This is a genomic window from Micromonospora sp. NPDC007208, assembly GCF_042869175.1.
Classification (GTDB): domain Bacteria; phylum Actinomycetota; class Actinomycetes; order Mycobacteriales; family Micromonosporaceae; genus Micromonospora; species Micromonospora foliorum.
Genome location: NZ_JBIAFG010000002.1, coordinates 374,891 through 388,653, shown reverse-complemented (window position 1 = coordinate 388,653; position 13,763 = coordinate 374,891). Strand labels below are relative to the sequence as shown.

The window sequence follows — 13,763 nt, the reverse complement described above, 5'->3', positions numbered from 1 at the left end:
CTTTCCGGCCCAGCAATGGCGCACCATGGACCGAGACAGTGGTTACTAAAAGTAGCGAGAAAGATGAGTTCTGCGCGCCGGCGTTTGACTGAGAGGCCAACCCTCACCCCTGCTGACTAGTGCCGGATCCATTCAAATGTGAGACCGTCTATGTAACTAAACGTGCCTGGGCAGCTGCATTTGGCGATGTGGGTGGTTCCGTTGGAACAGCTTCCGTTGTGGGGACCGAGCACCGACGAAGATCCGAGACCGAAGCCAGTCCTGGCACGACCAGCGACACTCCGCCTTCTGATCACAGTGAAGGCGGCACCCAACCCCTCCGCGCGATACGGCGAGACGGTCTGCGTCGGGGCACTGGGCATGGACCCGCCCTGGACGGGTTGGATTCGCCTCTACCCGGTCCACTATCGAGACCTCGACGACGACGGCAAGTTCCACAAGTACGACATCATCCACGTCGACGCACTGCCAGCCAGTCAGGACCAGCGGCGCGAGAGCTGGAAGCCGATCGTGGACACCATCACCACCGAGCGGCACATCGCCAGCCGACAGTCGCGTCGAAACCTCCTCGATCCGCTCGTCGAAGACTCCATGTGCTGGCTCAACAAACAGGCCCGCGACGACCGGAGCGCACGATCGATCGCGCTGATTCGCGTGGCCGACATCTCGTCTCTTCAGGTCAAGCGCCATCCGGGCTGGTCGGCGGAAGATCGCAAGAAGATCGCTGGCTACCTCAACCAGCTCGACCTACTGGAACCGGCCAAGCGCAGCCCGCTTCAAGCACCACGCTTCACTGGTGCCTACCGCTATCGCTGCGCAGACCGTCAATGCCGCGGTCACCAACAGACACTCTGGGACTGGGAGTTCGTCGCCCTACAACGTCGTCTAGACCAGCTCACCGACGCGGAGGCCACAGAACAGCTGAGAAACAAGTTCCTCACCCAGCTCTGCGCCGCCGACCGCGACGTCGCCTTCTACGTAGGCAACCAAGCGGCAAGACCGCAGTCCTTCAGCATTGGCGGTGTCTACGCACCGAGACGGCCCACCTCGCGATACCGATTGCACCTCAACCGATGATGTCGGCCAGCACGTCGGCATGGCACGAATCCTCGACGCGGCACCAGCACGCCAACTGCATCCCCGTAAGCTCCCGCCGCGCCCGGTCAACAAGGGCCGGCTGCCCCACAAGCCACTGCCGATAGAGGCGTAACGCCTCCGCCCGATCATGCTTCCGCAGGCTGAACGGATTGGCCCAGGGAGAACGCCGCAGCCCGAACCCCTGCCGCCCCACATACACGGCTCCGGGCGGCACCACCGGGTGATAGAGATCCCCCTGCACGCGAACCCGTGGCTGTCCCCCCACCGCACCAGCGTAATCGCCAACGACGGACTGCGCGTAGCTGCTCAGAGGGAGCGCGTCGACGCCTGGGCATGGACCGCCGATCAACGCGAAGAGTCCTGGAGGATGACGAGGAGTGCGGGCGTCCTCGGAACGACGACGTGTCCAGCCGACGCCAGCCGAGTCCAACGGCTTCCGGGTACCCGTCGATCATCCAGCCCGCGCACCTGAAGCGCCGCTGACAGTAATCCACAGTTTCGCTGCTTTCTCAGCACCACAGCTGGCGCGCTCAACGTTGGACGATTCGCTCACGCCCGATGGCCGCCTCAATGGACTCCTTCAACCGGCTAATCTCTTCATTGGTCCGACTCCGAAAGGACATCGACAATGAGTCTTCCATAGACGGTCGGCCGCCGAGGAATAGGCCGCGTTGCATAGGAGCTGGCGACTGACCCTCGACAATGATCTGGATATAGCCGTGGTTCCAGCGTGTAGCAGGTTTGACAACGACCGTGTCGATCTGATTGATGGTAACGGCGCGACGACCCTTCATCTGAGGACCAAAGCCGTCCTTGAGAATTGTGACGACGTGGCCGTCGAACTCCACGCGCCCTAGCAAACCCTTTACAACCATCGGCTCGATTGATGAGTCTAGAACCGGGACCGGCGTGAGCACCTGTTGTGCTGCAGGCTGGCGCTCCGGCTCCATGGCGACCACGACGGGGCCGTGGACTGGCGGCTCAATGTTCGGAGCCGTCTGCAAGTTACTGGTGTCTGCCACGGCAGAGGTCACCAGTGCCAGGACATCGTCGACCGTGGCCGGTCGCTGGGTTGGGTCGTCGCGCGTCATCACCTCAACCACGGTCTGCCAGGGCGCCTCGGCTGGCACCAGCGGCCGGTTGGCTCGTGGCCACTGCTTCGTGCGAGCCCAGCCGATGAGCTGTCCGAGGCTGTAGATGTCGGCTTGTGGGCCGGCTTCGTGGGCATCGTCGGACAGCTCCGGCGCGGCGAAGCCCTCGGTGCCGTAGAGCACGCCGACCTGGGTGCGCCCAGGCTGACTCGTCCGGCCCCGTGGCCGTCGGCCCAGTCCCCAATCGGCGACGGCCCAGGTTCCGTCCATCCTCAAGATGTTGGCCGGCTTCAGATCACGATGAACCCAGCCTTCCTTGTGTGGCTGCCGAAGGCCCTCGCAAATCGCCTTGACGAGCTCGAGAAGACCTCGCGAACTCTCAAACTCGTCGAGGGTCTCGGCCGCAGTGTCCGACGCCAGGGGCATTACGAGCCAACCGGCGGCTGGGTCGAAGTCAAGGACCGGCACGACGTGAGCGTTGTTGCCGAAACGTTGCCCTGCCTCGACCTCGCGACGCATGCGCGCAACGTTCTCCGGGTTCTTAATCTTCAGCCTCTTGAACGCTACTCGAACACCGCTCGCGCGGTGCCGAGCGCCGAAGACAATCGCCTGCCCACCGTCGGCAATTGGTTTGGGGTCCAGCGCGTAGTCGCGCCGCTCCCCTCTAGCCGCCAACCGCAGCTGATGAAGCGGCGCCGCCGTACCTACCTCGGCAGGCTGGGCCTGTTGTGGAAGCGTCGCCTTGAGGATCACCGGCCGAGGCAGCTGAAGATCGTTGCCGCGGACGTCGCCAAGGATGTAGAGATATTCACCTGGGGCCACTGCCATGCCCTGAACCTTGTTCAGCCTCAACCGCGCCAACAGCTCGGTACTCCGCCCGAGAACATCAGTGCGATAAATCGTTACACCCACGCCGCTGCCACTAGCCGATCCCGTGAGAACCGTCCAGGCATTAAGCGCGATCACGTGGTTGGGGTACGGCTGCTCCGATCTGACCTGGTCAGCGGACCGCACGGCGCTGCTGCGGGAGAGATCGACGACACCACTGTTGCCGCCGGCCGCGAGATAGAAGCTACGGCCATGCAGCCATGTCACGCCGTGAACGCTCGCGTTGAAACCGACCGCGTAAGTTTGCTGCCGTCCGAACTGGTCTCCGATGCGCGTCAGTAACAGTGAGTCGGAGCCCCCGCCGAACTCCACTCCGGTCCCCGACAGCACCCACGCATCGTCCTCACGATCCGCACACAGACCGACCACTCCGCGGAGACCCCCGGCGATCGGGACAACCTCTTCATCGCAGTATGCGATGACGGTGTCATGGCAGATCACCAGCACCGAACCGTCCCCACGAACGAGGGGAGCACCGCGCAGCCCTCGCATCGCCAGAAACCAGGTTCCGGTACCACGCCTTACATCAACCTCAATCAACCCATCCGTAGTGGTGAGCAGCAACCTCCGGGCGTCCATGACCGCCATGCCTGTCATCTCGGGCCAGCCCGGCCGACCTCCAAGGATTTGACGAAGCCGCACGTCGCCCTCGACCCTGTCCACCAACTCCCAGGGCGGAGGTACACGATCGGGCGGCGCGAACTGTGGGCAGGGCGCCGGCTGCTGGATTGTTAGGAACCGGGTCAGGGACATGTAGGGCTGAGAGTCGAAGATCGCCTGTTGGGCGACGGCTTCTAGCAGCTCTATCGGGTCCACGAGCCCGCCGAGCATCGCCTCGAAATGGTGCCGATCGAGCAGCATCACGTCATCGCCTACCTCGACCGCCTCTGGATCGAAGCCTTGCAGCGATAGCACTGCCGGTCGCAGCGTCGCTGTGGCACGCGCTCCCACCATGGCGACATGAGCCGCAGTCAAAGGCTCATCGATACCAGCGATCTCCATCGAGATGTTCATCGAGGGCAGCGGCACGGCGACAGTTCTGGCCGAGGTCAGGACGCCCGGCCGAGACCGACGCGCCTTCACCTCGTAACGGCTCAGGACCCCGACGACCAAATCAGACAGCCGGTCGACGTGATCCGGCTCAGTCGCTGCGCCGTCAAGAAGCGCTCCATACGCGGCGATCAGTTCACTCGAACGTCTATCCGCCACTCACGACCTCCCTCGGCGTCGCGAAGATTGTCCTCCACGCCACTGTGCGTCAGCGTGCCGGCTTAGCCACCGCGGTGGAATCGCTACACACTCGCCTGCGGGTTTCAAGGGACCCCGACGTCTGATCGGAGTTCCTCGGAAGGGCGCCTGCCCATGACAGCGCATGGAGAGTCATTTATCCAGTGGCGCGACACCGCGTCCCACCGACGCCAGCCCGGTCCAACCGCTCCGGAGCACCCACAGAGCAACCACCCACCACCGACGTACACGAAAAAGGCCCCGACCCGGTGTGAACCACCAGGTCAGGGCCTTGATCGTTGGTGCGCCGCCAGGGACTCGAACCCCGAACCCGCGGATTAAGAGTCCGCTGCTCTGCCAGTTGAGCTAGCGGCGCTCGTCGGCAACGGAGAGAACATTAGCACCCCTCCAACACGGGCTCCAATTCGGTTCCCAGGGTCCCCCCTTCGGTCGAGCTTTGCCGGCAAAAAGCCCCAAACCGACCACCACGGCCAAGATCGGGGCGTGGGTTGCGGCGGTGATGCGGCACGATGTCCGCCAGGTACGCGAGAACAGAGGTGGGCATGGCACGGTTCACGCGAGCCGGGGCGGTGGTGGGCGCCCTGACTCTGGTGGCGTCGCTGGCACTGACCGGATGCGGTGGCGACGACAAGAAGCCGGAATTCGTTGGCGGAGGGTCTTCGGACGCGAGCGCCGCCCCCGGCTCGGCCGCACCTTCGGCACCGAGCACACCGAGCGGGCCACCGCTCACGCTGAGCCCGGCGAACGGCACGAAGAACAGGCCGGTGAGCACGGAGATCAGCGCGAAGCTCCCGGACGGCGGGAAGGTGTCCGCGGTAACGCTGACGGCGGACGGCGGCGGCACGGTCGAGGGCAAGCTGCGTACCGATGGTTCGTCCTGGGTGCCGTCCGCTCCGCTGAAGTGGGGCACCCGCTACACGGCCACGGTGACGGCGAGCGCGTCGGACGGCACGAGCAGCCAGGGCACCAGCAGCTTCACCACGATGGCCAAGCCGAAGTCGACAATCGGGTCGGGCCTGTACCTCTTCGACGACAAGAGCTACGGGGTGGCCATGCCGGTGGTCACCGAGTTCCACCCCGGTATCCCGAAGAAGGACCGGGCGGCGGTGCAGAAGCGGATGTTCGTCCGGACCGACCCGCCGCAGCCTGGTGCGTGGCACTGGGTCAGCAACGGCACGCAGGCCTACTACCGGGCCCCGGAGTACTGGAAGTCGGGCACCACCATCACCGTGCGGATCGCGCTGGCGGGGGTGCCGTTGAGCAACGGCAAGTACGGCGACATCGACCGCAAGGCCACCGCCAAGATCGGGCGGTCGTTCGAGATGAAGGTCGACAACGCCAACAAGAAGATGACGGTGTACGAGAACGGCGCGGCGGTACGCACGATTCCGGTGAGCCTGGGCAAGAAGAGCACGCCGTCGTCGAGCGGCACGATGGTCGTGATGGAGAAGAAGGAAGCCACGGTCTTCGACACCCGGGACGACCCGGACCCGGCCAACCGCTACGTGACCGACATCCAGTTCGCCCAGCGGCTCACCTGGGGTGGCGAGTACATCCACGCCGCGCCGTGGTCGGAGCACGTGCAGGGGCGGCAGAACGTCTCGCACGGCTGTGTGAACGTGTCGATGGCGAACGCCAGGTGGTTGTTCGACAAGACCCGGATCGGCGACCCGATCACGATCAAGGGCACCGAACGCAGGATCGCCGCCGGCAACGGTTGGACGGCGTGGAGCCTGAGCTGGTCGGAGTTCATCAAGGGCAGCGCGTTGCCGGTGCCCAGCGGTGGGGCCGGCCCGGCGGTCTGAGCCGTCGGCCTCGTTGCGCCGGCCCTGCCGTTGGCGGGGCCGGCGTACCCTTGCACTCCCGCCGCTCGACGACGGCGCGGCGACCCCCGCACTCCCGGTACGGAGACGAACCAAGCTCACGAAACGCCGGATAGTAGCAGAACTCGGGCACTATTGATGGCGTGTTTCGGTTCACCCTCGGCAACCGGGGCCGGCTCTGGCGCGTCAGTAGGAGACGATGGGGCAGCGACCACGACTGTGAGGGAATTCATGCGAGCTAGCCAGGACCAGCTGATCCGGCCCGGCGGGCGACGCCGCGTGTTCGCGGCGGGGCTTCTCGCCGTTGCGCTGGCCTTCACCTCGGCCTGCACCGACGGCGACGGCGGCAAGCCGTCCTCGTGGCACGGCGGCGGCGAGAACCCGGCGCCGAAGGCCGCGGCCACGATCAGTGAGCCGGCGGCGGACGCCAAGGACGTGCCGGCGTCCACCGGCATCACCTTCACCACGAAGGATGCCGTGGAGACCGCGGTCGAGCTGAAGGACGCCGCCGGCAAGACGGTCGAGGGCGCCCTCGCCAAGGACGGCAAGTCGTGGCTACCGACCGGCGCCCTGGCGTACGGCACGAGCTACACGGCGACCGTGACCGCCAAGGGTGACGACGGGCTTCCGGCCACGGCGACCAGCACCTTCACCACCATGGCCAAGCCCGGCAATCAGGTACGGGTGAGCAGCTTCCTCGGTGACAACCAGGTGGTCGGGGTGGGCATGCCGCTGATCGTGAAGTTCAGCCGGGGCATCCCGGAGGACTACCGCGACGACGTGCAGCGCCGGATGACGGTCACCTCGACTCCTGCGCAGGCGGGGATCTGGCACTGGGTCAGCCCCACCGAGATCCGGTACCGGCCGAAGGAGTTCTGGAAGCCCAACAGCAAGGTTTCCTACCGGGTGCAGGCGGGCGGCCTGCCGATGGGTGAGGGTTGGTACGGGCGCGCCGACCTCTCGGTGGACGTCAAGATCGGCGCGGCGGTGGTCATGACGGTGGACAACAAGACCAAGCGGATGACGGTGACCCGTAACGGCTCTGTGATCAAGACCATCCCGGTCAGCCTGGGCAAGAAGAGCACCCCGTCGTCCAGCGGCACCATGGTCGTGATCGAGAAGCTGCGCAAGACGGTCTTCGACACGTTCGAGGAGTTGGGCCCGGAGGAGGGCTACCGCACCAAGATTGACTTTGCGCAGCGCCTCACCTGGGGCGGCGAGTTCATCCACGCGGCACCCTGGTCCGAGGGTCAGCAGGGCAGCGTGAACGTGTCGCACGGCTGCGTGAACGTGTCGATGGCCAACGGCGACTGGCTCTTCAAGAACACCCAGATCGGCGACCCGATCACGGTCAAGGGCACCGAACGCAAGCTGCAGAACGGCAACGGGTGGACCGACTGGAACATGAGCTGGGACGAGTACGTCAAGGGCAGCGCCCTTCCGTACGAGCCGCCGGCCGACCCGGACGCCACCACCCCGACCCCGGGCGGGGCGGTCACCCCGTCCCCCACGCCGACCGCCTGAGCCACTCGACGGAAGCCCCCTCTTCGGAGGGGGCTTTCGCGTAGGCCCCTGTGTCGCCCCCACAACGACTCAGGCCCCCTCCGAAGAGGGGGCCTGAGCAGTAAAACCAGCTGGGTGACTGATGGGAATTGAACCCACGACAACCGGGACCACAACCCGGTGCTCTGCCAACTGAGCTACAGCCACCATGCCGCCGTCGCCCGGTCGATCGCTCCGGGCGGGGTGCGGACCAATAATAGCCACACCGTGGCGCGCCTCGTCCAGCGGGTTCCCTGCTCCCCGCTACGAAGCAGCGCGGTCAGAGTTCGGCGGCGATGGCCTTGGCGGTGTCGACATCCGGCCCGGGCAGCGGAACGAAGAGGGTGCGCCGGTAGTACTCCAACTCCCGGATGCTCTCCCGGATGTCGGCCAGCGCCCGGTGCGCGAGACCCTTCTGCGGCTGCCCGAAGTACACGCGGGGGTACCAGCGACGGCAGAGTTCCTTGATCGACGACACGTCGATCATCCGGTAGTGCAGGTGCGCGTCGAGGCGGGGCATGTCCCGGGCGATGAAGCCCCGGTCGGTGGCGATCGAGTTGCCGCACAGCGGAGCCGTACGCGGATCCTTCACGAAGGTGCGGACGTACTCCAGCACCAGGTCTTCGGCCTCGGCGAGGGTGACCGCCGAACGACGGACCTCCTCGGTGAGGCCGGACTTGGCGTGCATCGTCTGCACGATCTCCGGCATCCCCTCCAGTGCCGCCTCGTCGGCGTGGATGACCACGTCGACACCGTCACCCAGCACGTTGAGATCCGGATCGGTGACCAGTGCCGCGACCTCGATCAGTTTGTCCCTGCCGAGGTCCAACCCAGTCATCTCACAGTCGATCCAGACGAGGAGATCAGCCACCGGGACAGCCTACGCGCAGCCCACGCCCTGCGGCTGCGCGCTCTCGGCGGACCGGCCCGCTAGGGTTTCGGGGTGCCAGCAGAACCCGTCGCACCGCCCGCCGTCACCGAAGACGATCCCGGCGGCCGTACGGTCCGTCGCCTGGTCGCGGTGGTGGCCCTCGGCGCTGTGCTGCCAGCGCTCTACCTGCCCGGTCTCGTGCACAACTTCTTCGATCTCAAGATCTACATGTCCGCGATGGACTGGTGGCGCGTCGGTCATCCGCTCTACGACTACGTCCAACCCGACCGGGTGCAGGGCGAGTTGTACTTCACCTACCCACCGTTCAGCGCGCTGCTGCTGTGGCCGTTCGGGCTGCTGCGGCTCGGCGCCACCGTGGCGATCTTCACGGCGCTCACCGTGCTGGCCGTGGTGCTGACCACCCGGTGGCTGGTGGTGCCGGTGATCGCCCGACACAACCTGCCCCGGACGTTCACGCTGGTCGCCGCCGTTCTGCTGGTGCTGGCGGTGGAGAGCATCCGCGAGACGATCACCTTCGGCCAGATCAACATGCTGCTGGTCGTGCTGATCCTCGCCGATCTGCTGTTCGCGGTGCCGCAGGCGCGACGCTGGGCCGGGGTGGGCGTGGGGCTGGCGACCGCGCTCAAGCTCTTTCCCGGCATCTTCATCGTGTACCTGCTGGCCACCCGGCGGTGGCGGGCCGCGGCGGTGGCGAGCGCGACCGCGGCGGCGGCGACCCTGCTCGCGGCGGCGATCGCCCCACGTGACTCGTGGCGGTTCTGGACGCACGAGCTGTGGACCACCGAGCGGGTGGGGCGCACCGACATCGTCGGCAACCAGTCGCTGTTCGGCCTGCTCAGCCGGTTCACCGAGCCGGCGAAGCCGGACCGGCTGCTCTGGCTGCTGGTGGTCGCCGTGGTCGCCGGCTACGGGCTGTGGCGGGCCGCCCGCGCGGCGCGGGCCGGTGACCCGTTGACGGGCCTGACGTTGACCGGGTTGGTCGGTTCCCTGGCGAGCCCGATCACCTGGACCCACCACATCTACTGGTTCGTGCCCGCCGTGGTGCTGCTCGCCGACGCGGCGTTGAGCGCCGACCGCCCGGACGAGGCACCCAGGCGTCGGTGGCTGGCCGGGCTCGCGCTGGGCATCACCGCCGTGACCATCTACGGCGTGGTGACGTTCCAGGCCTGGGGCGCGGGACCGGTCCACACTCACGACCCGGTCGACTTCGTCGTACAGAACACCTACGTGCTGCTCAGCCTGCTGCTGCTGGCGGCGCTGCCGGTGCGGTCAAGGCCCGGTGCGGAAAATCGCACCAATTGGACAGACCTCCCGAGTAGCCATGTTCGGCGCTAACCTGTCCTCATCTACCTCAAGCGTCGCTCGGGTAGCACCGATCCCCCGGTGAGAGTGGCCCTCCGCGTCGGCAGCGCGGAGGGCCACTCGCCGTCTCAGCCACCGCCACCGACCGGGTCGCCGCCGGCCGGGTCGTCAACCGGTTCGGCCGTCATGGGCCGGGTCGTCGCCTGGCGGGACCGCCACCGGCCGGGCCGTGGGCTCGTCCGCGTCGGCCGGCGGCCAGGCGAGGCTCAGCGTCACCTCCGGTGGCCGGGGCAGCAGGACCGGTTCGTCCAGGTCGGCGAGGGTGGCCGCGCGGGCGGCGCCGATCGCCGACCGGGGACGTTCCGCCGCTCCGGAGCCGACCGGCTCGAGTTGTCGTACCGGCAACGGCGGGGCCGGGTCGGGTTGGCCGAGGCCGAGGCCACTCAGCGAGGTGACCCCGAGCCGGCCGGCGAGCACCGGCACCTGGTCCGGCTCCACCACGAAGATCACCTCGCGGGGGCGCAGCGGTCGCAGCAGGAGCAGCGCCGCGCACACCACCAGCAGCACGCCGACGGTCAGCAGACCCCAGGCGGCCGGGCCGGTCCACCCGGCCCGCAACTCGGCGCGCAGGTCCAGGGCCAGGTCGGCAGTACCGTCGGGGCGCATCACCACCAGGCTCATGGGTTCGCCGGCCAGGTCGTCCGCGCTCCATTCCAGCGAGCCGATCCCCTCGCGTACCCAGAAGGGCCGACCCAGCGGCGTGACCGGCCCGTCGGCCGTCGCGACGCCCGGGGTGTCGGCGGCCGGTCCGGCCGGATCGAGCCGGACCGGCAGCGGACCCCGGGCCAGCGCGACCCGACGGACCGTGGCGTGCGGCACTGCCTCCAGCCAGCCACGCACCTCCGCGGTGGGCGCCAGTCCGACGAAGGCCGGGCCGCTCGTGGTGCGGGCCTCCAGGCGCAGCCGGGTCTGCGCGGTACGCGCGAAGGGCGCCTCCTGCCGCAGCAGTCGGTCGAGGTCGGTGACCACGACCGCGTGACCGGGCGTGCGGACCGTCTCGAAGCGGGCGGCGAAGCCCCCGCCGGGGTCGGCGTGTCGGGTCACCAGCCACAGTCCGCCACCGGCGAACAGCGCCGGAATTCCCACGACCAACAGCAGCACTCCGGCGACCACCCGCACGAACCGCATCCGCACCGTCCCCCTCCGTAGCCAAATACCCGGCCGACCTTACCGACGTACGGCGTCTGATCAGGGGATATCCACGGCACGGTCGGCTTCGACTCCGGAAAGCGCGCTGGCCCGCCGGATGATCCGGCGGGCCAGCGGGTGGAACAGGGGTCAGGCCTTGGCGACCGGCTCCCGGCGGGTACGCGCGAACGCCAGCCCGCCCAGCGCCAGGCCGGCCAGACCGGCGACGAGACCGGCGACGCCGAGGCCGACCGCGAGCCCGTTGCCGTCGTCGTCATCGTCGTCGGGCGACGCGACGGCGGCGGTCGGCGCGGCCGAACCCGTCGGCGCCGCCGCGGCGGCCAGGGTGAGCACCGGAGCCGGGTGCTCCGGCTCCTCGGCACCCGGCGCCGGCTCGTCGATCCACCGCGAGATGTTGCCGTCCGAGTAGGTCTGCAGGGTCTTGAAGACCATCGAGTCGACCTGCGGCAGCGGCCCCAGCGAGACGGGGAACTCCTGGAACTGGCCCGGCTTCACCCCGGCGTCGCCGGACGCCGTCCAGGTGATCTTGGAGACCGCCTCGGTGAGCTGACTGCCGTGCACCTCGATCGGCGGGTCCACCTTGCGCTTCTCGGTGGCGACCGTCCAGCCGGGCACCGGCATCGTCGACACCGAGCCGACCGGGGCGTTCTCCGGGAGCACCACCTCGAGCTTGACGGTCGACGCGCTGTCGCTCTCGTTCGGCACCCGGAACGCCACCCGGGCGTAGCCGCCCTGGGTCGCCTCCTTCGGGTTCACCGTGACGTGCGCGGACGCCGGCCCGGCGAAGCCGAGCACAGCGGTGGCGGCGGCGGTGAACGCCAGGGCGGCAGCGGCGGTTGCGGTACGCCGGAATCGGCTCATGGGTTTCGCGAACCTCTCTAACGGATGGGCACGGTGGCGGTCACCGTGGCCTGGTCGATGTCTGTCGTTCGGGCGGTGATCTTCAGTTGCCAGTCACCGGCGCTCGGCAGGCTGATGTCGCCGTAGGCGTGACTGTCCGTCAACCGCAGCAACGGCACCTCGATCGGCTCGATCCCGGCCGAGGGCAGCGCGACGGTCGCCTTCCACTCGGCGACCAGCAGTGGCTGGTTGTCCTTGCCGTACGCGTACAGGTGCACCGAGTTGTTGCCCCGCTGGGCCGGGCTCACCTCGACCTCGACGGTCAGGAGCGGGCTGGAGAGCCTGGTGCTGAAGAGGCCGGCCTCGGCCCCGGCGGACGGGCCGGCCGCGGCGGTGCGGGCGGGCGTGGTCTGCACGAGCGTGGCGGACACGGCCAGCACCACCACGGTGACGGCCAACTCCACCAGGACCGCCCGGCGCACCGGCGCCGGGCGTTGCGCCGCGACGCGGCTGCGCACCAACTGCCGGGAGTACGCGGCCACGCCGATGACAAGCGCGAACAGCCCGATCTTGGCGAGCAGCAAGCGCCCGTACGTGGTGTCGAAGAGCGCCTGCGGGGTGGCCACCTCGATCAGCGCCTGGACGGTGCCGGCCAGCAGCAGCGCCGAGACGGCGAGCGCCGCCCAGCGCGACCAGATCGGCAGGATCGCGCCCAACTCTCGTTCGTCGGCCTGCCGCAGCAGGAAGACGGCGAGCATCAGCAGACCACCCAGCCAGACCGCCATGCTGCCCAGGTGGACCGCGTCGACCACCACGGAGACCGCCGGCGCCGGGGAGGCCGCCGCGTGCCCGGCCAGCGGCCAGGTCAGCAGGGCGGCGCCGCCGAGCACGGCCAGGATGATCGCGTCCGCGCGGCCGGCGGGCCGGGCCAGCAGCGGGCGGAGCAGGAACACGGATGCCGCCAGCAGGCCGAGTCGGACCAGGTGGGCGGCACCGAAAGCGCTGCCGAAGACGCTGCCGAACCCCTCGCCGGTGACGTCGAAGAGACCACCACCGGCCGTGTAGGGCACCTGCAACCACAGGTCGGCGAGGGTGGCAAAGGCCACCAGACCGAGGCCGATCCAGGCCAGCCGGGTCGGCCCCCGCCGGGAGAGCCGCCGTGGCCAGAGCGCGGCGAGCACCAGCGCCGGCCCCACCAGCAGCACCAGGCCTGCGTAGCCGAGGAAACGGGCCACCTTCACCGCCGTCTCGACCACCGGATTGGCGCGGCTGTCCGTGCCGGTGTCGACGGGTGGCGTCGAGGGCGCGCCGACCGAGTAGGTGAACGCCCCGGAGACCGGGTGGCTGTCGGCGGAGATCACCCGGAAGCTGACCAGGTAGGTGCCCCGGGCGCCGGCCGGATCCACCGGGATGGTCACGACAGTGTCGCCGAACGACGGTTCGCCCCGGTCGGCCCGGGAACCGTCCGGCGCGATGACCCGGATCTTGCCGGGCACCTTGCGGACCGCCTCGCTGAACGTGAGGACCACCTCGGACGGCCCGCTCGGCACGATGGACGCGGCGGCCGGACTGCTGCTCTCCAGCACCGCGTGGGCGCTGGCGGAGGTGGCTGGCGCGATCAACAAGGCGACGACGGTGACCAGGAGGCCGGCGGCTGCGGCCAGCCGGGCGGCCCAGCGGCGGGGGGCGACAGTCATGCCGGCCATGGTCTCCGATGGGTGTCCCATTCGGCGACCCGAGGGGGGTGGTCGCTTCTGTGGTCGCACGTCATGAACTGGTAGTCGGCCCGGGGCGGGGAAAAGTTCCCGACGTGGCGCAGACCATCCAAGG

The 13,763-nt window shown here is 68.4% G+C and carries 10 protein-coding genes and 2 tRNA genes; 4 read left to right on the top strand and 8 right to left on the bottom strand.

Annotated elements, in window-relative coordinates; genetic code table 11:
• The first annotated feature begins 186 nt into the window (after positions 1 to 186).
• Positions 187 to 1,077 carry a hypothetical protein gene (locus ACFYL6_RS05265; RefSeq protein WP_387168259.1) on the top strand — a complete coding sequence of 297 codons (891 nt, stop codon included), beginning with the start codon at positions 187 to 189 and terminating at the stop codon, positions 1,075 to 1,077.
• Here the strand turns inward: ACFYL6_RS05265 and ACFYL6_RS05260 are convergent.
• From ACFYL6_RS05260 to ACFYL6_RS05250, 3 genes are all read right to left on the bottom strand, one after another.
• On the bottom strand, positions 1,067 to 1,363 hold the full coding sequence (locus ACFYL6_RS05260) for a DUF4326 domain-containing protein (protein WP_387167721.1): 297 nt from the start codon (positions 1,361 to 1,363) through the stop codon (positions 1,067 to 1,069). The genes ACFYL6_RS05265 and ACFYL6_RS05260 overlap by 11 nt on opposite strands.
• A gap of 265 nt (positions 1,364 to 1,628) precedes the next feature.
• Positions 1,629 to 4,286: a serine/threonine-protein kinase gene (locus ACFYL6_RS05255; protein ID WP_387167718.1), complete on the bottom strand. Its 2,658-nt coding sequence runs from the start codon at positions 4,284 to 4,286 to the stop codon at positions 1,629 to 1,631.
• 318 nt (positions 4,287 to 4,604) lie between these two features.
• Positions 4,605 to 4,680 (bottom strand) — tRNA-Lys (locus ACFYL6_RS05250).
• Positions 4,681 to 4,867: 187 nt separating this feature from the next.
• Here ACFYL6_RS05250 and ACFYL6_RS05245 point away from each other — a divergent pair.
• Both ACFYL6_RS05245 and ACFYL6_RS05240 read left to right on the top strand, forming a co-directional pair.
• Complete coding sequence (locus tag ACFYL6_RS05245; RefSeq protein WP_387167715.1) at positions 4,868 to 6,130, top strand: Ig-like domain-containing protein; 1,263 nt, start codon at positions 4,868 to 4,870, stop codon at positions 6,128 to 6,130.
• A gap of 249 nt (positions 6,131 to 6,379) precedes the next feature.
• The gene (locus tag ACFYL6_RS05240; protein ID WP_387167712.1) at positions 6,380 to 7,672 is read left to right on the top strand and encodes an Ig-like domain-containing protein; all 1,293 of its coding nucleotides are present in this window, start codon (positions 6,380 to 6,382) and stop codon (positions 7,670 to 7,672) included.
• Between the two features lie 113 nt (positions 7,673 to 7,785).
• On the opposite strand, the gene ACFYL6_RS05235 is transcribed toward ACFYL6_RS05240, so the two are convergent.
• Together ACFYL6_RS05235 and orn are read right to left on the bottom strand one after the other, a co-directional pair.
• Positions 7,786 to 7,858 (bottom strand) — tRNA-His (locus tag ACFYL6_RS05235).
• Between the two features lie 112 nt (positions 7,859 to 7,970).
• Positions 7,971 to 8,561, bottom strand: a complete 591-nt coding sequence (gene orn / locus ACFYL6_RS05230) for an oligoribonuclease (RefSeq protein WP_387167709.1) — start codon at positions 8,559 to 8,561, stop codon at positions 7,971 to 7,973.
• Between the two features lie 72 nt (positions 8,562 to 8,633).
• Between orn and ACFYL6_RS05225 the strand changes: the two genes are divergently transcribed.
• Complete coding sequence (locus ACFYL6_RS05225; protein WP_387167706.1) at positions 8,634 to 9,917, top strand: glycosyltransferase 87 family protein; 1,284 nt, start codon at positions 8,634 to 8,636, stop codon at positions 9,915 to 9,917.
• Positions 9,918 to 10,052: 135 nt separating this feature from the next.
• Here the strand turns inward: ACFYL6_RS05225 and ACFYL6_RS05220 are convergent, their stop codons facing one another.
• The 3 genes from ACFYL6_RS05220 to ACFYL6_RS05210 all read right to left on the bottom strand — a co-directional run bounded on the left by ACFYL6_RS05220 (position 10,053) and on the right by ACFYL6_RS05210 (position 13,639).
• Positions 10,053 to 11,072, bottom strand: coding sequence for a hypothetical protein (locus ACFYL6_RS05220; RefSeq protein WP_387168256.1), 1,020 nt, complete (start codon positions 11,070 to 11,072; stop codon positions 10,053 to 10,055).
• A 150-nt stretch (positions 11,073 to 11,222) separates the two neighbouring features.
• The gene (locus ACFYL6_RS05215; protein ID WP_387167703.1) at positions 11,223 to 11,954 is read right to left on the bottom strand and encodes a YcnI family protein; all 732 of its coding nucleotides are present in this window, start codon (positions 11,952 to 11,954) and stop codon (positions 11,223 to 11,225) included.
• A 17-nt stretch (positions 11,955 to 11,971) separates the two neighbouring features.
• On the bottom strand, positions 11,972 to 13,639 hold the full coding sequence (locus ACFYL6_RS05210; protein ID WP_387168254.1) for a copper resistance CopC/CopD family protein: 1,668 nt from the start codon (positions 13,637 to 13,639) through the stop codon (positions 11,972 to 11,974).
• Between the last annotated feature and the right edge of the window lie 124 nt (positions 13,640 to 13,763).

What these genes read in the sequence shown, in the direction of transcription:
- ACFYL6_RS05265 (WP_387168259.1), top strand. Translation starts at nt 187, where the DNA reads ATGTGGGTGGTTCCGTTGGAACAGCTTCCGTTGTGGGGACCGAGCACC.
- ACFYL6_RS05245 (WP_387167715.1), top strand. Translation starts at nt 4,868, where the DNA reads ATGGCACGGTTCACGCGAGCCGGGGCGGTGGTGGGCGCCCTGACTCTG.
- ACFYL6_RS05240 (WP_387167712.1), top strand. Translation starts at nt 6,380, where the DNA reads ATGCGAGCTAGCCAGGACCAGCTGATCCGGCCCGGCGGGCGACGCCGC.
- ACFYL6_RS05220 (WP_387168256.1), bottom strand. Translation starts at nt 11,072, where the DNA reads ATGCGGTTCGTGCGGGTGGTCGCCGGAGTGCTGCTGTTGGTCGTGGGA.
- ACFYL6_RS05215 (WP_387167703.1), bottom strand. Translation starts at nt 11,954, where the DNA reads ATGAGCCGATTCCGGCGTACCGCAACCGCCGCTGCCGCCCTGGCGTTC.
- ACFYL6_RS05210 (WP_387168254.1), bottom strand. Translation starts at nt 13,639, where the DNA reads ATGGCCGGCATGACTGTCGCCCCCCGCCGCTGGGCCGCCCGGCTGGCC.